The organism is Mesorhizobium sp. M8A.F.Ca.ET.165.01.1.1 (genome assembly GCF_004792065.1).
Lineage (GTDB): Bacteria > Pseudomonadota > Alphaproteobacteria > Rhizobiales > Rhizobiaceae > Mesorhizobium.
In genome coordinates, this window is record NZ_SRTH01000002.1 from 314,230 (window position 1) to 331,174 (window position 16,945).

A 16,945-nucleotide genomic window follows, 5' to 3' on the forward strand; every position below is an offset into this window, starting at 1 on the left:
AGCCGCGACGAATCGCGAAGCCGCACCGATGAAAAAACTCCTGCGTTTGCTGGTCATGCTGGTTGCCGCAGTGGTGCTCGCTGTGTCGCTCGGCACGCTGGTGCCGCGGCCGCTCTGGCCCACGGCTGCCGCAGGCGAGGGCACGCGGCGCATATTGGTGCTGAAGAACCCAATCCACACCGACATCGCCATTCCGGTGGATGACGGGGTGCGCCGGCGCTTCCGTTTTCTTGCCGATGCCGGCCTGCCTTCGGACGCCCCCGAAGTGCGCTACCTCGTCTTCGGCTGGGGCGGGCGCGCCTTCTACCTGGAAACGCCGACATGGTCGCAAGTGAAGGCGCTGCCGGTATTCAAGGCGCTGACACTCGATGCTTCGGTGATGCATGTCGACGTCGCCGGCGATATCTCCGAGCCGCGCCCCGATGTCGCCGGCTTCGACGTGGGCGAGGACCGTTTTGCCGCGTTGCTCGACTTTGTCGAAGCGAGTTTTCAGCAGGGACCGAGCGGCCCGATCGTCATCGACAATGCCGCCTATTCCAATTTCGACCGTTTTTATGAGGCCAATGGCCGTTTCAACGCGCTGATCGGCTGCAACACCTGGGCTGCGGCCGCACTGCGCACTGCCGGCCTGCGCACCGGCTGGTGGAACCCGCTGCCGGCATCGCTTGGGTTGTCGATGCGGCTGTATAATTAGCTTTGCCGCAGCTCCTTTCAGCGACGGATGACCTGCTGCTGTTCCCAGCCGTAAAGCCAATCCAAATCCGCCGCGAGCTTCTCTCCTGGCCGCGTCGCCAGGACCAGATTGCGCGCCAATGCCACCGGTCCCCGGGCGTGCCAGGCGAGGCGGTTGAGCGCGCCGCGTTTCAGTACCTTTTCGATGCGCGGTCGTCGCAGCTTCTCCCAGATGGTGAGGCTTTGCGTCAGGTCGCCGGGGAAGTCGGCGACCAGGCTGGCGAGCATCGCGGCGTCCTCGATCGCCATCGCGGCACCTTGTGCCGCGAACGGCGTCATTGCGTGCGCGGCGTCGCCGATCAGCGCGATGCCGGCTGGCATTGTCCAAGGCTGTCTCTGTTCGACGGTATGCAGCGGCCAGGTCAGCCACGGGCCGGCTATTTCCACCAGCTTCACGAGTCCTGGCGCGGTGCCGCGCATGGCGGCGGCGAGTATGCCGGGATCGGCATGGCCGGACCAGCCCTCGGTAATGCGCTCGCCTTTGGTGAAGGCGACGAGGTTGAATGCGTCGCCCTTACTGACGGGATAGACGACCATGTGGAAACCCGTATGCAGGAAAGTCGTGACGCAATCGGCTGCACCGATCGCGGCGAAGGCCCGCCCGGCGCTGCTGTCTGCCGCGACGGTGGTGCGCCAGGCCAACTCTCCCGAAAAACGGCTTCTTGGCGATGCCATCCTTTGTGCATCGACAAGCTCGCGCACCGACGACCAGACGCCATCGGCGCCGACCAGCAAGGAGCCTTGTTCCTCCGCCGTATTGCCACCGATCTCGACGGTCGCCGTGACACCATGGCTGCCAGTCGCAATTCTTTGGAGGCGCGCCCCGACGGTGAGATGGATATCAGGTATCTCGGCAACCCGTGCCATCAACGCGCTCTGCACATCGGCCCGGTGGGCGACGAGATAGGGCGCGCCCCAGCGGCTCTCGCCGGCTTCCCCTAGCGGCACGCGCGCCAGTTGGCGCAACGTCCTTGCGTCCTTCAATACCACGGCCTCCGGCCTTACCACCGCCGACAGCAGTCGGTCGAGCACGCCGAGTTGACGAAGGATGCGTGTCGCATTGGGAGAGAGCTGGATGCCCGCGCCGACCGCTTCAAGGCGCTGCGCCTGCTCGAACACCTGCACGGGATAACCGCGTTCGGCGAAGGCAACCGCCGCGGTCAGTCCGGCAATGCCAGCTCCGGCGATGACGACTTGCCGGGAGCGCGTGTCGTCCATCCGGTTTGCCGCGAAAGGCTTCAGGCGGCCTGGTCGATGTAGAGGCAGCCCGCGGGCAGGGTTTCCGTCGCCTTCAGCTTTGGCGAATAGCGGTAGAGGGTCGAGCAGTAGGGGCAGACTTTCTCATTGTCGTCGCCCATGTCGAGAAACACATGCGGATGATCGAAAGGCGGGTTGGCGCCCGTGCACATGAATTCCTTGACCCCGATGTCGATTGCCGGATGGCCCGCATCGTTCTGGAAATGGGGAATGGAACCGCCTGCCATCGTCGTCTCCTTAACGCAGTCTCTCTGCATCTGGATCATATCAAGCCTCTTTGCAAGTTCGATGAAATCAAACTGTCGCAAAAGCCTGTCAGAGAACTGTCGCAAAAGCCTGCCACAGGATAAGTTAAGCCGGTTAACCGGCCAGGGCGGGCGAAAGAGCGGGAATCATGAACGAATTGAAGCCGGTACAGAGCGAATTCAACAACGTCACGGCAGCGAGCCCGGAAGGCAATCCGGACCGTTTCGTCAACCGCGAGTTCTCCTGGCTGCAGTTCAATCGCCGCGTTCTCGAAGAATCGCTGAACACCCATCACCCGCTGCTGGAGCGCGTCCGCTTCCTGTCGATCTCGGCCGCCAATCTCGACGAGTTCTTCATGGTGCGCGTCGCCGGCCTTGCCGGCCAGGTGCGCGAGGGCATCGTGCTGAAGAGCCCGGACGGACGCACCCCCGAACAGCAGCTCGAACAATTGCTGCGTGAAGTCGAGCGGCTGCAGGAAGACCAGCAGAAGAGCCTTTCGGCACTCACGGTTCTGCTCAACAAGGAAGGCATCGAGAGCATCACCCGCGATGCGCTGACCAAGGACGAAAAGGTCTGGCTGGAAGAGCATTTCCAGGACCAGGTGTTTCCGGTGCTCACCCCGCTGTCGATCGACCCGGCGCATCCGTTCCCGTTCATTCCCAATCTCGGCTTCTCCATGGCGCTGCAGCTTCGCCACCGCAAGAATGGCGAGGAGATGAGCGCATTGCTGCGCCTGCCGGTGGCGCTGAAGCGCTTTATCCGCCTTCCGGACCGCAAGAACCATGTCCGCTTCATTCCGCTGGAGGAGGCGGTCGGCCTTTACATCGGCAAGCTGTTCCCCGGCTACGAGGTCAAGGGCTCCGGCACGTTCCGCATCATCCGCGACAGCGATATCGAGGTCGAAGAGGAGTCGGAAGACCTTGTGCGGCTGTTCGAAACGGCGCTGAAGCGTCGCCGCCGCGGTTCGGTTATCCGCATCGAGTTCGACATGCTGATGCCGGGGGAATTGCGCGATTTCGTCGCCGGCGAGCTTGGCGTCTCGTCGAGCCGCATCAGCGTGCTCACCGGGCCGCTGGCGCTCAGCCAGATCTCCGAGATCGTCTCCGTTCCCCGCGACGACCTGAAGTTCACGCCCTACAATCCACGCTTTCCCGAACGTATCCGCGAGCATGGCGGCGACTGTTTTGCCGCCATCCGCGAGAAGGACATCGTCGTTCATCACCCCTACGAGTCGTTCGACGTGGTGGTGCAGTTCCTGCGCCAGGCAATGGCCGACCCCGAAGTTGTGGCGATCAAGCAGACGCTCTATCGCACCTCCAACGACAGCCCGATCGTGCGTGCGCTGGTCGACGCGGCCGAGGCTGGCAAGTCGGTGACGGCGCTGGTCGAGCTCAAGGCGCGTTTCGACGAGGAAGCCAACATCCGCTGGGCGCGCGATCTCGAACGTGCCGGCGTGCAGGTCGTGTTCGGGTTCCTCGAACTCAAGACCCATGCCAAGATGTCGCTGGTGGTACGGCGCGAGGACGGCAAGCTGCGCAACTACGTCCATCTCGGCACCGGCAATTACCATCCGGTGACGGCACGCATCTACACCGACCTGTCCTTCTTCACCACCGATCCGACGATTGCCCGCGACGTCGCCCAATTGTTCAATTTCATCACCGGCTATGCCGAGCCGACCGCCGAAATGCGGCTGGCGATCTCGCCCTTCACGCTGAGGAACCGCATCCTCCAGCACATTTCAGCCGAGATCACCCATGCGTTGGAGGGGCGGCCGGCGCGCATCTGGATGAAGATGAACGCGCTCGTCGACCCCATCATCATCGATGCGCTCTACGATGCCAGCCGCGCCGGTGTGGAAATCGACCTCGTCGTGCGCGGCATATGCTGTCTGCGGCCGCAGGTGCCGGGCCTGTCGGAGAACATCAGGGTCAAGTCGATCGTCGGCCGGTTCCTCGAGCACAGCCGTATCTATTGCTTCGGCAACGGCCATGGCCTTCCCTCGGACGAGGCGATTGTCTACATCTCCTCGGCCGACCTGATGCCGCGCAATCTCGACCGCCGCGTCGAGACCATGGTGCCGATCACCAATCCAACTGTGCATGAACAGATTCTGGGCCAGATCATGCTGGGCAACATCATGGACAATCAGCAAAGTTTCGACGTATTGGCTGATGGAACCTCCCGGCGCGTGGTGCTGGAGGAGGGCGAGGAACCGTTCAACGCGCAGGAATATTTCATGACCAATCCGAGCCTGTCGGGACGGGGTGACGCGCTGAAATCGCATGCGCCCAAGCGAATCGCGCAGTTCAAGCGCCGCAAGAAGAACGCCACCACCTGATGCTGTTCAATTCCCAGGGCCGGCTGCAGGACCGCCGACCGCTGTCCATCATCGACATCGGATCCAATTCGATCCGTCTTGTCGTCTATGAGGGGCTGGCGCGTTCGCCGACCGTGCTGTTCAACGAAAAGATGCTGGCCGGCCTCGGCCGCGGCATCGTCTCGACAGGGAAGCTCGACCCCGAAGGGGTGGCGCGTTCGATGGAGGAGTTTCGCCGTTTCCGCGCGCTCTCCGACCAGGCCGGTGCCGAACACATGTACGTGCTGGCAACCGCCGCCGCCCGTGAGGCGATCAACGGTCCCGATTTCATCCATCGCGCCGAGGAGGTGCTCAAGACCGAGATCCGCGTGCTCTCCGGCCGCCAGGAAGCGCATTATTCCGCGCTCGGCGTCATCTCAGGTTTTCATCCGGCCAACGGTATTGCCGGCGACCTTGGCGGCGGCAGCCTGGAACTGATCGACATCGATGGCGAGGCGATCGGCGACGGCATCACGCTGCCGCTCGGCGGCCTGCGCCTGCAGGACATGGCGAAGAACTCGCTCGTCCAGGCGCAGAAGATCGCACGCCAGGAACTGGCCCGGGCCAAGCTCTTGAAGGGCGGGCAGGGCAGGACTTTCTACGCCGTCGGCGGCACCTGGCGAAACCTCGCCAGGCTGCACATGGAGATGAACAACTACCCGCTCGGCGTCATGCACCACTACGAGATATCGGCCGACAGTGCCCAAACCTTCCTCAAGCAGGTGGCCAGGGGCGAGGTCGAAAAGGTGAGGGGTATCGAGGGCGTCTCCAAGAACCGCCGCTCGCTGCTGCCATACGGCGCGCTCGTGCTGCAGGAAATCATGACGGCGATGCAACCGTCCAGGATCGTCGTTTCGGCGCAGGGCGTGCGCGAAGGCTTTCTCTATTCACTGCTCGAGACGGCCGAGCAGAAGGCCGATCCGCTGATCTCGGCCGCCGAGGAGCTTGCGCTTTTGCGCTCGCGTTCGGTCCACCACGCGCATGATCTGGTCGAATGGACCGGCAAGGCCTTCAAGGCTTTCGGCATCGACGAGACGGAAGACGAAGCGCGCTATCGCCATGCCGCCTGCCTGCTTGCCGATATCGGCTGGCGCGCTCATCCGGAATATCGCGGCAAGCAGTCGCTCAACATCATCGCGCATGCGTCCTTCATCGGCGTCGATCATCCCGGCCGCGCCTACCTGGCGCTGACCAACGCCTACCGTCATGACGGCGTCTTCAATGAATTGGTGGCGCCCGAAATCAAGGCGCTGGCGCCGCCGCGCCTGTTGGAGCGCGCGCGCGTGCTGGCGGCGATGATGCGCGTCGTCTACCTGCTGACGGCCGCGATGCCCGGCATCATGCCCAGGCTGAAATGGGAAAGCCGCGCCAACGGCGTGCTGGCGCTGGTGCTGCCGGCTTCGCTATCCGATCTCTACGGCGAGCGGCCGGCCGGCCGGCTGGCGCAACTGGCGCGCGTCACCAATCGCCGTTTGGTGCTGGCGGTCGAGGGTGGCCAGAGCGTGTCGGTTAAATAGTCAAGTCGCGTCGGCGCCTATGCCGAAGCCTCGCCCGTCGGCCGACCATGCGCCGGCGCCAGCCATGGCAAGCGCCAGGAAACCGCCCGATATCGCGATATCCTTCATCAGCATCTGCTGGTGCAGGAAAGCGAGCGTCGCATCGCCGGCGCCTTGGCCATGGTGGCCGATATAGCCGGCCGCAATGCAGAAGGCGGCCAGCAGCAGTGCAACGATCCGCGTCTGGAACCCAACGAGGATCAGCAGCCCCGCTATCAGCTCAAAAAGGCCGGTGCCCCAGGCGGCGAGCGCCGGCAGCGGCAGGCCAAGACCGGAGAAATAGCTGGTGGTCCCAGCAATATTGGCGAGCGCCTGGAAGCCGGACGGCACGAACAGCACGGCAAACAGCAGCCGCGAAACCATAAGCAATGCATTGCGACCCATGGCACCCTCCCTTGCCGGCACGGTCACCGGCGACCATTGCAGTCTACGCCTGTGATCACACAACGAAAAAGCGGCGCGGAAAATTCCGCGCCGCTTGTTTCGGGTCCTTGGGAGGGGAAGGCGTCAGCCGCGCTTGGCGTCGATCGAATAGGCGCCGGCACCCGAGGAGGCCAGCAGCAGGAAGCCGCCGGTGATGGCGAGGTTCTTGAGGAACTGGATCATCTGCATCTGGTCGGCCCAGCCGGTGTGGGCGACCAGCCCGGTTGCGATCGTGAAGATCGCGAGCACCCAGGCGGCGATTCTGGTCTGGAAACCGACGAGGACGGCAAGGCCGCCAAGCAGCTCGATCAGGCCGACGATGACGGCCGTCGCCGTCGGTGCCGGCAGGCCGAGGCCGCCGAAATAGGCGGCGGTGCCGGAAATGGCTGACAGCTTGCCGAATCCGGAAAGCAGGAAAATGACTGCGAGCAGGATACGGCCGAGAAGGATGGTGACAGAACTGTTGGACGCGGTGCCGGCGCCGGCGGCGGAAGTGTTGATGGACATGGTGGCTCTCCGAATGGGTTGAATGACCACTCACATAGACGATGCCGACTGTTCACCAAAGTCGGCTATGCGGCGACACATTGTTCACAGGAAGGATGTTTTCGGGATTGGCGGCCGCGCGCGAAAATCGTGTCGCGGGATTGGGTTGGAGAAGTAAATTGTGCTGCCGCAAAACGGGATCCTCGGTTCCGAAGTTTGCGAGCACTTGCTTCGGAGATTAGCCGAGACGCTCGTGACGTCGTCATCCACGGGCGAAGCAAGGAGCGAAGCGACGCGCGCAGACCCGAGGATCCATGCCGCGACCTCAAAACGGTCGCAAGCGGTGGAGGATCTACACCGTTGTGCCCTTCGACTGAAGTAGCGGCATGGATTCCAGGGTCTTCGCGACGGAGCTTCGCTCCTGCATCGCCCTGGAATGACGACCTCTTGGGCCTGTCCGCAGGGACCTACCCCGGATGGGTCATGTCCTCCGGCCGCACCAGACGGTCATAGTCGGCCTCGCTGACCAGTCCGGTTGCCAGCGCTTCCTCGCGCAGCGTCGTGCCTTTCTTGTGCGCGGTCTTGGCGATCTTGGCCGCGTTGTCGTAGCCGATGGTGGGCGCAAGCGCAGTCACCAGCATCAGCGAACGGTCGAGGGCCGCCTTGATGTTGTCCTCTCGCGCCTCGATGCCGACGACGCAATTGTCGGTGAAGGAGACCGAAGCGTCGGCCAGCAGCTGCACCGACTGGAGGAAGTTGTAGGCCATCAGCGGATTGTAGACGTTGAGCTCGAAATGGCCCTGGCTGCCGGCGAATGTCAGCGCCGCATTGTTGCCGAACACCTGCACGCAGACCTGCGTCAGCGCTTCGCACTGGGTCGGGTTGACCTTGCCCGGCATGATCGAGGAGCCGGGCTCGTTTTCCGGCAGCGACAATTCACCGAGGCCCGAGCGCGGGCCGGAGCCAAGGAAACGGATGTCGTTGGCGATCTTGAACAGTGCCGCGGCCGCCGCATTGATGGCGCCGTGCGAGAAAACCATGGAATCGTGGGCGGCGAGCGCTTCGAACTTGTTCGGCGCGGTGACGAAGGTGATTCCCGATATGGCGGCGATACGATCGGCCACCCGCTCGGCGAAACCGACCGGCGCGTTGAGGCCTGTACCCACGGCGGTGCCGCCTTGCGCCAGTTCCTGCAGGCCGGGCAGCGTCAATTCGATGCGCTTGATCGACGAGGCGACCTGCGCCGCGTAGCCGGAGAATTCCTGGCCGAGGGTAAGGGGGGTGGCATCCTGCGTGTGGGTGCGGCCGATCTTGATGATGTGATTGAAGTCCCGGCTCTTGGCGGCGAGCGCCTTGTGCAGGTGCTTCAGCGCCGGCAAGAGGTCGTGCACGATGCGCTCGGCGCAGGCAATGTGCATGGCCGTCGGGTAGGTGTCGTTCGACGACTGGCTCATATTGACGTGGTCGTTCGGGTGCACCGGCTTCTTCGAGCCCATGACGCCGCCCAGCATTTCGATCGCGCGGTTCGAGATCACCTCGTTGGCGTTCATGTTGGACTGCGTGCCCGAGCCGGTCTGCCAGACCACCAGCGGGAAATGATCGTTGAGCTTGCCGTCGATGACCTCTTGCGCGGCCTCGATGATCGCCTTGCCGATGGCCGGATCGAGCCGCTTGAGTTCCATATTGGCTTCCGCCGCCGCCCGCTTGACGATACCCAGCGCGCGCACGATCGAAGCCGGCTGCTTTTCCCAACCGATCTTGAAGTTTCCCAGGGAACGCTGTGCCTGCGCGCCCCAATACCGGTCGGCGGCAACCTCGATGGGGCCGAACGTATCGGTTTCAGTTCTGGTCTTTTCAGCGCTCACGGGAAATCTCCGGTCTGTCGATTTGCGCAAGGGCGTATCGCGTTGCACAAATGGCTTCAAGCGGAGAATGACGCGGGTGCGGATGCAAATCGGTTGAAGGAAAGGTCAATCTCCCCCCTCGTGGGGAGGATGCCCGGCAGGGCAGAGGGGGGCGCGAAGGATCGCGGCGTCTGGAAGATGAGATAACGGACACGGCGGCCCGGAATTGCGCATCGACAATCCTTTCCGCGACCTTCGAGCAGGAGCGGAAGGCTGGCGGGACAGCGCCCCCTCTGGCCTGCCGGCCATCTCCCCCACAAGGGGGAGATTAGCTGTCCTCACCCTGCCGTATAGCCGCCGTCGATGATAAAGATCGCGCCGCTGGTCCAGGCGGCCTCGTCGCTGGCAAGATAGACCGCCATCCCGGCGAGGTCGTCAGGGCGGCCGATGCGGCCCAGCGGATAGCTGCGCTCGACATAGGCTTTCAGCTCCGCCTTTGCCTCGACCGGCAGGTTGTCGACGGTCTTGCGCCGCATGGCCGTGTCGACCGTGCCGGGCGCGATGGCGTTGACGCGGATGCCTTGCGGGCCAAGTTCGAAGGCGAGCGATTTGGTCAGCGAATTCAGCGCGCCCTTGGACAGGGAGTAGAGGCTGGACGGACGCTTCGGGATCATCTTGTCGGCGAAGTAGGACGAGATGTTGATGACGGATGCGCCGGTGCCGAAATGCTGCAGCAGCCCCTGTGTGAGGAAGAAGGCCGCCGACACATTGAGCGCGAAGGAGTGCTGGAACTGCGCCTCGCTGACGGTCTCGAATGGCACGAGATAGGCAACACCGGCATTGTTGACGAGAACGTCGAGCGGCCGGCCGGAAGCTTTCGCGTGCTCGACCGCCGCTGCTATGCCGGGGCTGGTGGCGAGATCGGCCGACAATGTCTCAACGGTGCCGACCGGGCCGGAAGCCGTCAGCTTCTGGCGAGCGGCTTCGAGCTTGCCCGCGTCGCGGCCGACGATCAGCACATCGGCGCCCTCGCGCAGGAATGCCTCGGCGATCGCCAGGCCGATGCCGTCCGATCCACCGGTGATCAACGCCCGCTTGCCGTGAAGCCTCATCGCTCACCTCACCATGTGTTTGGCATCAAACAGAGGGATCGCACCGCATGTGCGCGACGGGGTCAAGCCATCGGGCTATCCCAGGGTATGAACTTCGGCAGCCGACTGCTCACGCGCGGGCGGTCGAGCGATCCCGAGTGGCCAGCCGAGCGGCGACATAGGTCTTGACCTGCTGGATCGCCTGTTCGCGCGAGACGCTGCCTGGCTGCAGGCCGAGGCGAAGCCAAAGTCCGTCGATCAAGGCCGTGACGCCAAGCGCGATGTCGTCGGCCTCGCTGGGTGAGGCGAGGCCGCGCAGGCCGGACAACAGGTTCGAGCGCATGCGCCCGTGGATCACCTTCTGGATGCGCGCCAGCTTTTCATCGCGCGGCACCTCGGCGCAGAGCGAAAGCCAGGCATGGCAAAGAGGCGGCAGGAAGAGATGCTCCTCGAAATTGCCCTCGATCACCGCATCCAGGCGTTCCATCGACGTCCGTGCCTGGCGAAGCCTTGCGACCACCGCGTCGCCCAGGACCGCGTTGGCCTCGCGCATGGCGTGCTCGAACAGTTCCTGCTTGTTGCGGAAGTAGTGCAGCACGATGCCTTTGGAGGCACCGGCCTGGGCGGCGACCTTTTCCAGCGTGGCCCCAGCAATGCCTTCGCGCTCCAGAACCGCGAAGGCCGCCTGCCGCAATTCCTTGCGGCGTATGTCGCCGAGGCGCTTCAGTTTCACGGGATCGTTCCATGCATCACGAATCCACGTTGACATTTTCGTCCCGCGAGATCAATCGTTGACCAGTGGGATAATAAAAAGACCGATTGGTCAATTTGAGCAATGAGGAGAACGGAATGTTGCGCATCCTTGCAAACGGAGCCTGGCTTGCCGCGCTGGCCCTGGCCTCGCAGGCGGCCCAGGCGGCGGACGCCGAGCAATGCCGCGTGGTCCGCATGGCCGAGCCCGGCTGGAACGATCTCGCTTTCACCACGGGTGTGGGCAATGTGCTTCTGCAAGCGCTGGGCTATCAGCCACAGAGCGAGGTGCTCGGCATCAACGTCATCTACGAAGGCATGAAGAACCGCGATCTCGACCTGTTCCTGGGTTACTGGGACCCGGCGATGGTCACTTATTACGAGCCCTACAAGAAGGACGGTTCGATCGAGAATGTGCGAGTCAATCTCGTCGGCGCCAAATACACGTTTGCCGTACCGACCTATGTCTGGGAGGCAGGGGTCAAGGACGTCTCCGACCTGCACAAGTTCGCCGACAAGTTCGGCAAGAAGATGTACGGCATCGAGCCCGGCTCCAACCAGCTGATGATGGATGCCATCGCCGATCCGGCTTTTGGCCTCGATGGCTGGCACGTGGTCGAGTCCAGCGAAGCCGGCATGCTGTCGGAGGTCGGCTACGAGATCAAGGAGAAGCAGTTCATCGTCTTCCAGGGCTGGGCGCCGCATCCCATGAACACCATGTACGACTTCAAGTACCTGACCGGCGGCGACAAATTCTTCGGCCCGAATTTCGGCGCCGCGACGGTGACGACGCAGGTCCGCAAGGGCTACCTGCAGGAATGTCCGAACGTCGCGCGGCTCCTCGGAAATCTCGTCTTCGACATCGACTTCGAGAATGTCGGCATGGGCTACCTCATCAATGACGGCATGAAGCCGGAGGACGGGGCGCTGAAGGCGATCACGCTGAACAAGAACCGCCTCGATGCCTGGCTCGCCGGTGTCACCACTTTCGATGGCAAGCCTGGTCTTGCCGCCGTCAAGGAAAAGCTCGGCCTGTGAGACTGCCGGACGCCTTGCCCGTTGCCGAGGTGGAACAGGACGCCTGGGCCGCCCGCAAGCAATGGGTCCATACCGGCGATCTCGACATCGCCTATGTCGAGATCGCCGGCGCCGGGCCGCCGCTGTTGCTGATTCATGGTTTCACGGACACCAGCCGCAGCTTTTCACTGCTGGCGCCGCATCTGGCCGGCCGCCGGCTGATCATGCCCGACTTGCGCGGCCATGGTGCCTCGCAAGCGGGCGACGGCTGCCGCGTCGCGGATTTCGCCGAGGACATTGCCGGGTTGATCCGGCACCTGCGGTTGGACCGGCCTGTCGTCGTCGGTCATTCTCTGGGCGGCATGGTGGCGATTGCCTTGGCCGCTTGGCATCCGGGCCTGGTCGGTGGCCTGGTCGTGCTGGCCAGCGCGTTGAAGCCCGGCTTCACGCCGGACCATCCATTGCCGGTCGGCATCCGGGCCTTGCGCGACCCGATATCGCCAACCGATCCGTTCTTTGCCTGGTGGCATGCATGTGGGGCCTCGGTACCGCAGCCTTTTCTCGTCGGCCTGGCGAAGGAAGCTTCCGCCATGCCGGCGGCCCGCTGGCGCGGCATTCTCGAGGAAGTCCGCATGACCGACCTGGCAACCGAGGCACGGGCGGTACGGACCCGGACGCTGATCATCGCCGGCGCCTGCGACCCACTTTTCGGCGAGGCGCACCAGCAGGCTTTGGCCGAGGCGCTGACCGGATCCAGTCTCGTCCGGGCGCAAAATTGCGGTCACAATCCCCACTGGGAGGACCCGGCCTTTGTCGCCTCGGCGATCGCGGAAATGTTGACCGGCCGCTGATCATCTCAACAGCGATCGGGCCGTGGGCACCAGCCGCAACGTCTCTGCCGGCTTTGTGCTGACGGCTTGCATGCTCTGAATGAGCGCCCGCCACGCCGGCGAAGCGGCGAGGCTATGGTTGGCATGGGCATCGGCGTCGTGGAAGCCGGTAACGGCGACGAAGACGTCTTCTCCGGCGCGCACGGGAAGTCGCGGGAACGTGTTTGCGGCCGGCTCCGTCACGAAGGCGCCGAGCAGACGCGCGCCGTTCTGGGCAAGCCGCGCAACCATCTCCGCCCGGAAGCGCCCGGCGACATCGGCCCCGGTGCCCGGCCGCAAATGATGAATCGAAATCTCAACCAGACCGGGCAACCCATTCCGATCGCTTGTGCTTTTGGCCGCCGATGGCCGGCGCAGCCCCGACAGATCGAAGCCGGCATCCGGCCACGCCGGTCGCAGCAGCAACACATCGTCGGAATCGATCATCGTCGCATTGGCGGCATCGCGGTGTGCGGCCCATACAGGGCCGTCATAGAACGCGCCCAGAGCGTCCTTGCGGGCATCCATGCTGTCGAAGCCGCGCATCCAGACGAACATGTCGGGGCGGTCCAGGTCACGGAATTGGCCGATGATGGTCATCCCCGCGTCTTCCTGGCTTTCGATGAACTCCGTGTCGAAGATCTCGATCAACGTTTCGCGCCGGCCGGGCTTCAACGTGTACTGGCGCAATTCGACGATCGGTGAGGCGAGTGCCGCCGGCTTCGGCGTGGCATTCGGGGTCGGGTTCATCCGGCGTTCTCCAAAACAGGTTGATCACCCGGTTTATAAACAGACCGGTTGCCCTGTTTTGCCAACATGCTATCCTTCGAGAATGTCAGCAGAGCTCGACATCCGGCCAAGGCGAGCCCGAGGCAAACGCATCAACGACCCTGAGGGCATGCGCCGGAAAATGCTCGATGTCGCGGAAGACGCGTTTCAGGCGCGCGGCTATCATGCCTCCAGCCTCGGCGACCTGATGGCGGCGGCGGGCGTCAGCGCTGGCGCGCTGCATCATCATTTCCCCACCAAGAAGGCACTGGCGCTGGCGGTCATCGACGAGCGTGTGGCGGCGGCGGTCGAGGAAACGTGGATCGCCCCGGTGCAAGCGGCGGCTTCGGCGCGTGATGGCGTGCGTCAGGTGTTCGAAGCCGTGGCGGCGGAACTGGAACGGCAAGGTTTCGTGCGCGGCTGCCCGCTCAACAATCTGGCGCATGAGCTCTCGCTCGCCGATCCCGAGTTCCGGATTGCGCTTGCCGGCATCTTCGCTGCATGGCGGCAGGCGATCGCCGACAAGATCAGCGCCGACCAGCAGGAGGGCAGGGAGCAAGGCACGGACCCCCGGCAGTTTGCGATGGTTGCCGTCGCCGCCTATTCCGGTGCCATGTCGATGGCCAAGGCAGCGCAGGACGCCAGCCCGTTGCGCGATTGCCTTGCGGCGTTCGAGAGCGCCGCGCAAGCGGCATCATCGCAGGGCGATCCGGGGGCGAGGCGACGTCGCAGGGTGCTGCGGCGGTACGGCGGCATTTGAGGCAGGCTACAGCCCAGCTTTGCGGCGATGCCGCGGCGAGCGCGGACAGCCGGTTCCTAGATCTAGTCGGCCAAAGGCTTGATCGTCTCGTAGCCGTTCACTGATTCCGCGCTGGTGCCTTCATCGTAGCGCCGGGCGAGAGCGGCCTGCAGATCGGGTGAATAGAGTGCCGTGAAGGCGTCGAGTGTCTCTCCGCCTCCGCTCTTGAAGGTCTCCGTGACGGCGAGCACATTGTATTTGCAGTCGCCCAGGCTGAACGTCTCCTTGGCCAGCGTCAGTGTCTTGGTGGCATTCGGTTGCTTGCTGGGCGACAGCTCGACGAACTCGATCGTGCTCTTGGCTCCCGCCTTGAGTGGAAACAGTTTTCGCAAATCGGCAAACGGGACAATTGCCAGCCGACCCGTCTCGCTGTCGCGAAAAACCTCGATGGCGGCTCTTTCCTGCGGCGATCGCCGTGGCGAGGACTGAACTTTACTGCCGCCCGCCCTCCATGTTGAAATCCCGATGATGAATCGCCCTTCCTCCATATTGCTTTCGCGCCGTGGTTTTCTGCTGCAGGCCGCCGGTCTTGCCGCCGCCGGTGCGCTTTCACGCCCGGCGTTCGGTCAGACCGGGCAGCGCATCCAGCCTGTCGACGCCACCTTCCTGTTCGTCGCCGATGTCCATGCCTGCCGCATGGCGAGCGGCTTGAGCCCCAATTGCCAGCTGGAAGGCAAGACGGACGCGGCGCTGCTGCGCAACGTCGCGGCGTTGAACGCCATCGGTGACAAGGAGTGGCCGGCCGAGATCAACGCCATCGCCACCGGCCTGCGGCCTGCCGGTAGCCGCATCGGCACGCCGCTCGGCCTTGTCGTCGGCGGTGACATCACCGACGATGGCGGCGGCCAGATCACCGAGCCCAGCGAAGGCACCCAACTCCTGCAGTTCAGCCAGCGCTATCAGCAAGGCATGGGCCCCGACCGCGTGCATGTTCCGGTTTATGTCGGCCTCGGCAATCACGACCTCGACCAGAACGGGCCGCCGCACCATGTCGACTGGTACCGGCGCGAAATGCGCGACTATGTCGAGGTCAATCATCGCGCCGGCGTGTTCTTCAAGCCGCCGGTGCCGGCCACCAGCTACGATGTCGACACCGACTGCTATTCATGGGACTGGGGCGGCCTGCATCTGGTGCAGACCCATCGCTTCGCCGGCGACACCGGCCATGGCGCCGACAACAGCCTGCCTTGGCTCAAGCAGGATCTGGCGACCTATGCCGCCGACGGCCGCCCGGTCATCCTGTTCCAGCACTATGGCTGGGACGTTTTTTCGACGGAGCGGTGGGACCCCGCCAGGAGGGCGTTTGACAACGAAGGCAAGGGAGCGTCGCATTGGTGGAGCGATGCGGACCGTCGGGCATTGCTGGCGGCCCTGAAGGGCTACAACGTTATCGCCATCTTCCACGGTCATCAGCATGAGGTGCCGATGATCTATCAACGCGACAGCCTCGATCTCTTCAAGCCGAAAGCGGCCTATATGGGTGGCTTTGCTCTGGCGCGTGTCACCGACGACAGTCTGGACGTCGTGTTGGGTGAAGCCAGCGACGATGATGGCGATGTGATTTTCACCAACGCCTTCAGCAAATCGCTGAAGACGTGAAAAGGGCCGCTCGACGCGGCCCTTCCACAGCGATCAAAGCGATTTCTTGACCTTGTCCTTCACGTCGCCATAGGCCTTCTGCACCTTGCCGGTGGCCTTGTCGGCCATGCCTTCGGCCTGTGTCTGCCTGTTGCCGGTCGCTTTGCCGGCAGCCTGCTTGATCGAGCCTTTCACCTGCTTGGCGACGCCGGCCACCTGATCCTTGTTCACCATTTTTCGCATCTCCTGGTTCGCCTGGGCAAACGAGCCGGCACGGTTTCGGTTCCAGCAGCCGCTGCTTGGGTCGGCAAGACAGGTGCCTTTCGGCGGCCGGGTCGGCAGGCTAGAGTGCCGGCCAGCGCACTCCGCAAGAAGCAACACCGCCAAAGGGGGACAGATGTCGGAATTCACGCTTTATATCGGCAACAAGTGCTTTTCATCCTGGTCGCTCAGGCCCTGGGTGGCGATGCGGCACCTGGAGATACCATTCGAGGAGGGATTCGTGCGGCTGCGCACGCCGGAAACCGCGGCCAACCTGGCGAAAGTGTCGCCGACCGGTCAGGTGCCCGTCCTGAATCACAAGGGAAGGATCGTCTGGGAAACCCTTGCCATCCTTGAATATCTCGCCGACCTCTTTCCGGAGAAAGAACTCTGGCCGGCCGATATCGGCGCCCGGGCGCTGGCGCGTTCGGCGGCGACCGAGATGCATTCCGGGTTTCGCGAAGTCCGCTATGGCTGGCCGATGAACTTGCGCCGGCCCAAGGGGCACAAGCCGCTCGACGCCGAAGGCGAGATCCAACGTGCCCGCATCGAGGCGCTGTGGCGCGAGTGCCGTGAGAAACATGGCAAGGACGGCCCGTTTCTGTTCGGCCATTTCACCGCGGCCGATGCCATGTACGCGCCCGTCGTCACCCGTTTCGACACCTATGGCGGCGATCTGGCGCCCGACACTAGGGCTTATGTCGACGCGGTTCTGGCAACGCCGGCCATGCGCCAATGGTACGCCGAGGCAGCCAGGGAGACATGGCCGGAGCCGGGGCCGGACGAGTAGGGTCTGTGCGGAACGATCTTCCCCAGGGGTCGGGATCGACCACTTGCGGCGTTTTTTCATCTGGCGGATTTTCGGCTCGATGGCGCAACGTTTGACAGGCGTCTGAAACACGCGTAGAA

The 16,945-nt window shown here is 63.7% G+C and carries 18 protein-coding genes; 8 read left to right on the forward strand and 10 right to left on the reverse strand.

All coding sequences use genetic code 11. The annotated features are described in order from the left end of the window. The first annotated feature begins 28 nt into the window (after nt 1-28). Nucleotides 29-694 (forward strand): TIGR02117 family protein, encoded by a 666-nt coding sequence (locus tag EN808_RS06100; RefSeq protein ID WP_135863842.1) that lies wholly within the window; start codon nt 29-31, stop codon nt 692-694. 17 nt (nt 695-711) lie between these two features. Here the strand turns inward: EN808_RS06100 and EN808_RS06105 are convergent, their stop codons facing one another. Together EN808_RS06105 and EN808_RS06110 are read right to left on the reverse strand one after the other, a co-directional pair. After that, complete coding sequence (locus EN808_RS06105; protein WP_135915370.1) at nt 712-1,950, reverse strand: FAD-dependent monooxygenase; 1,239 nt, start codon at nt 1,948-1,950, stop codon at nt 712-714. 20 nt (nt 1,951-1,970) lie between these two features. Further along, nucleotides 1,971-2,216 (reverse strand): zinc-finger domain-containing protein, encoded by a 246-nt coding sequence (locus tag EN808_RS06110; protein ID WP_015318409.1) that lies wholly within the window; start codon nt 2,214-2,216, stop codon nt 1,971-1,973. Between the two features lie 167 nt (nt 2,217-2,383). Here EN808_RS06110 and EN808_RS06115 point away from each other — a divergent pair, with 167 nt between their 5' ends. Continuing rightward, entirely contained in the window at nt 2,384-4,576 is a 2,193-nt protein-coding gene (locus EN808_RS06115) for an RNA degradosome polyphosphate kinase (protein WP_127277326.1), read from the forward strand. Further along, a complete protein-coding gene (gene ppx, locus EN808_RS06120; protein WP_135863846.1) occupies nt 4,576-6,111 on the forward strand; it encodes an exopolyphosphatase in 1,536 nt (511 codons plus the stop codon). The genes EN808_RS06115 and ppx overlap by 1 nt, the downstream gene beginning before the upstream one ends. Here ppx and EN808_RS06125 read toward each other — a convergent pair whose 3' ends face one another. The 5 genes from EN808_RS06125 to betI form a co-directional block, all read right to left on the reverse strand. Next, complete coding sequence (locus tag EN808_RS06125; protein WP_135863849.1) at nt 6,112-6,534, reverse strand: DoxX family protein; 423 nt, start codon at nt 6,532-6,534, stop codon at nt 6,112-6,114. A 123-nt stretch (nt 6,535-6,657) separates the two neighbouring features. After that, a complete protein-coding gene (locus EN808_RS06130; RefSeq protein ID WP_135863851.1) occupies nt 6,658-7,080 on the reverse strand; it encodes a DoxX family protein in 423 nt (140 codons plus the stop codon). A gap of 446 nt (nt 7,081-7,526) precedes the next feature. Continuing rightward, nucleotides 7,527-8,924, reverse strand: a complete 1,398-nt coding sequence (gene fumC / locus EN808_RS06135; protein WP_135863853.1) for a class II fumarate hydratase — start codon at nt 8,922-8,924, stop codon at nt 7,527-7,529. Between the two features lie 317 nt (nt 8,925-9,241). Then, entirely contained in the window at nt 9,242-10,015 is a 774-nt protein-coding gene (locus tag EN808_RS06140; RefSeq protein ID WP_135915371.1) for an SDR family oxidoreductase, read from the reverse strand. Nucleotides 10,016-10,124: 109 nt separating this feature from the next. Then, nucleotides 10,125-10,763 (reverse strand): transcriptional regulator BetI, encoded by a 639-nt coding sequence (gene betI, locus EN808_RS06145; RefSeq protein ID WP_135915372.1) that lies wholly within the window; start codon nt 10,761-10,763, stop codon nt 10,125-10,127. Nucleotides 10,764-10,843: 80 nt separating this feature from the next. On the opposite strand from betI, the gene choX reads away from it, so the two are divergent. Together choX and EN808_RS06155 are read left to right on the forward strand one after the other, a co-directional pair. Further along, nucleotides 10,844-11,782, forward strand: coding sequence for a choline ABC transporter substrate-binding protein (gene choX, locus EN808_RS06150; RefSeq protein WP_135915373.1), 939 nt, complete (start codon nt 10,844-10,846; stop codon nt 11,780-11,782). Beyond that, a complete protein-coding gene (locus tag EN808_RS06155) occupies nt 11,779-12,612 on the forward strand; it encodes an alpha/beta hydrolase (RefSeq protein WP_189524068.1) in 834 nt (277 codons plus the stop codon). The genes choX and EN808_RS06155 overlap by 4 nt, the downstream gene beginning before the upstream one ends. Here the strand turns inward: EN808_RS06155 and EN808_RS06160 are convergent, their stop codons facing one another. Then, nucleotides 12,613-13,380: an NIPSNAP family protein gene (locus EN808_RS06160; RefSeq protein ID WP_135915374.1), complete on the reverse strand. Its 768-nt coding sequence runs from the start codon at nt 13,378-13,380 to the stop codon at nt 12,613-12,615. 148 nt (nt 13,381-13,528) lie between these two features. Between EN808_RS06160 and EN808_RS06165 the strand changes: the two genes are divergently transcribed. Beyond that, nucleotides 13,529-14,158, forward strand: coding sequence for a TetR/AcrR family transcriptional regulator (locus tag EN808_RS06165; protein WP_189521789.1), 630 nt, complete (start codon nt 13,529-13,531; stop codon nt 14,156-14,158). 62 nt (nt 14,159-14,220) lie between these two features. Here EN808_RS06165 and EN808_RS06170 read toward each other — a convergent pair whose 3' ends face one another. Beyond that, on the reverse strand, nt 14,221-14,529 hold the full coding sequence (locus EN808_RS06170) for a hypothetical protein (RefSeq protein ID WP_245464502.1): 309 nt from the start codon (nt 14,527-14,529) through the stop codon (nt 14,221-14,223). A 133-nt stretch (nt 14,530-14,662) separates the two neighbouring features. Between EN808_RS06170 and EN808_RS06175 the strand changes: the two genes are divergently transcribed. After that, on the forward strand, nt 14,663-15,796 hold the full coding sequence (locus tag EN808_RS06175) for a metallophosphoesterase (protein WP_135915376.1): 1,134 nt from the start codon (nt 14,663-14,665) through the stop codon (nt 15,794-15,796). A 33-nt stretch (nt 15,797-15,829) separates the two neighbouring features. On the opposite strand, the gene EN808_RS06180 is transcribed toward EN808_RS06175, so the two are convergent. Beyond that, a complete protein-coding gene (locus tag EN808_RS06180) occupies nt 15,830-16,018 on the reverse strand; it encodes a CsbD family protein (protein WP_167531207.1) in 189 nt (62 codons plus the stop codon). 154 nt (nt 16,019-16,172) lie between these two features. Here EN808_RS06180 and EN808_RS06185 point away from each other — a divergent pair, with 154 nt between their 5' ends. Then, nucleotides 16,173-16,826 carry a glutathione S-transferase family protein gene (locus EN808_RS06185; protein ID WP_135915377.1) on the forward strand — a complete coding sequence of 218 codons (654 nt, stop codon included), beginning with the start codon at nt 16,173-16,175 and terminating at the stop codon, nt 16,824-16,826. Nucleotides 16,827-16,945: the final 119 nt, after the last annotated feature.

Excerpts from the sequence above, each read along its gene's own strand:
- EN808_RS06105 (WP_135915370.1), bottom strand. The coding sequence starts at position 1,950 with ATGGACGACACGCGCTCCCGGCAAGTCGTCATCGCCGGAGCTGGCATT.
- EN808_RS06115 (WP_127277326.1), top strand. The coding sequence starts at position 2,384 with ATGAACGAATTGAAGCCGGTACAGAGCGAATTCAACAACGTCACGGCA.
- EN808_RS06180 (WP_167531207.1), bottom strand. The coding sequence starts at position 16,018 with ATGCGAAAAATGGTGAACAAGGATCAGGTGGCCGGCGTCGCCAAGCAG.
- betI (WP_135915372.1), bottom strand. The coding sequence starts at position 10,763 with ATGTCAACGTGGATTCGTGATGCATGGAACGATCCCGTGAAACTGAAG.
- ppx (WP_135863846.1), top strand. The coding sequence starts at position 4,576 with ATGCTGTTCAATTCCCAGGGCCGGCTGCAGGACCGCCGACCGCTGTCC.
- EN808_RS06185 (WP_135915377.1), top strand. The coding sequence starts at position 16,173 with ATGTCGGAATTCACGCTTTATATCGGCAACAAGTGCTTTTCATCCTGG.
- EN808_RS06130 (WP_135863851.1), bottom strand. The coding sequence starts at position 7,080 with ATGTCCATCAACACTTCCGCCGCCGGCGCCGGCACCGCGTCCAACAGT.
- EN808_RS06125 (WP_135863849.1), bottom strand. The coding sequence starts at position 6,534 with ATGGGTCGCAATGCATTGCTTATGGTTTCGCGGCTGCTGTTTGCCGTG.
- EN808_RS06140 (WP_135915371.1), bottom strand. The coding sequence starts at position 10,015 with ATGAGGCTTCACGGCAAGCGGGCGTTGATCACCGGTGGATCGGACGGC.
- choX (WP_135915373.1), top strand. The coding sequence starts at position 10,844 with ATGTTGCGCATCCTTGCAAACGGAGCCTGGCTTGCCGCGCTGGCCCTG.
- EN808_RS06100 (WP_135863842.1), top strand. The coding sequence starts at position 29 with ATGAAAAAACTCCTGCGTTTGCTGGTCATGCTGGTTGCCGCAGTGGTG.
- EN808_RS06165 (WP_189521789.1), top strand. The coding sequence starts at position 13,529 with ATGCGCCGGAAAATGCTCGATGTCGCGGAAGACGCGTTTCAGGCGCGC.
- EN808_RS06160 (WP_135915374.1), bottom strand. The coding sequence starts at position 13,380 with ATGAACCCGACCCCGAATGCCACGCCGAAGCCGGCGGCACTCGCCTCA.
- EN808_RS06175 (WP_135915376.1), top strand. The coding sequence starts at position 14,663 with ATGATGAATCGCCCTTCCTCCATATTGCTTTCGCGCCGTGGTTTTCTG.
- EN808_RS06110 (WP_015318409.1), bottom strand. The coding sequence starts at position 2,216 with ATGGCAGGCGGTTCCATTCCCCATTTCCAGAACGATGCGGGCCATCCG.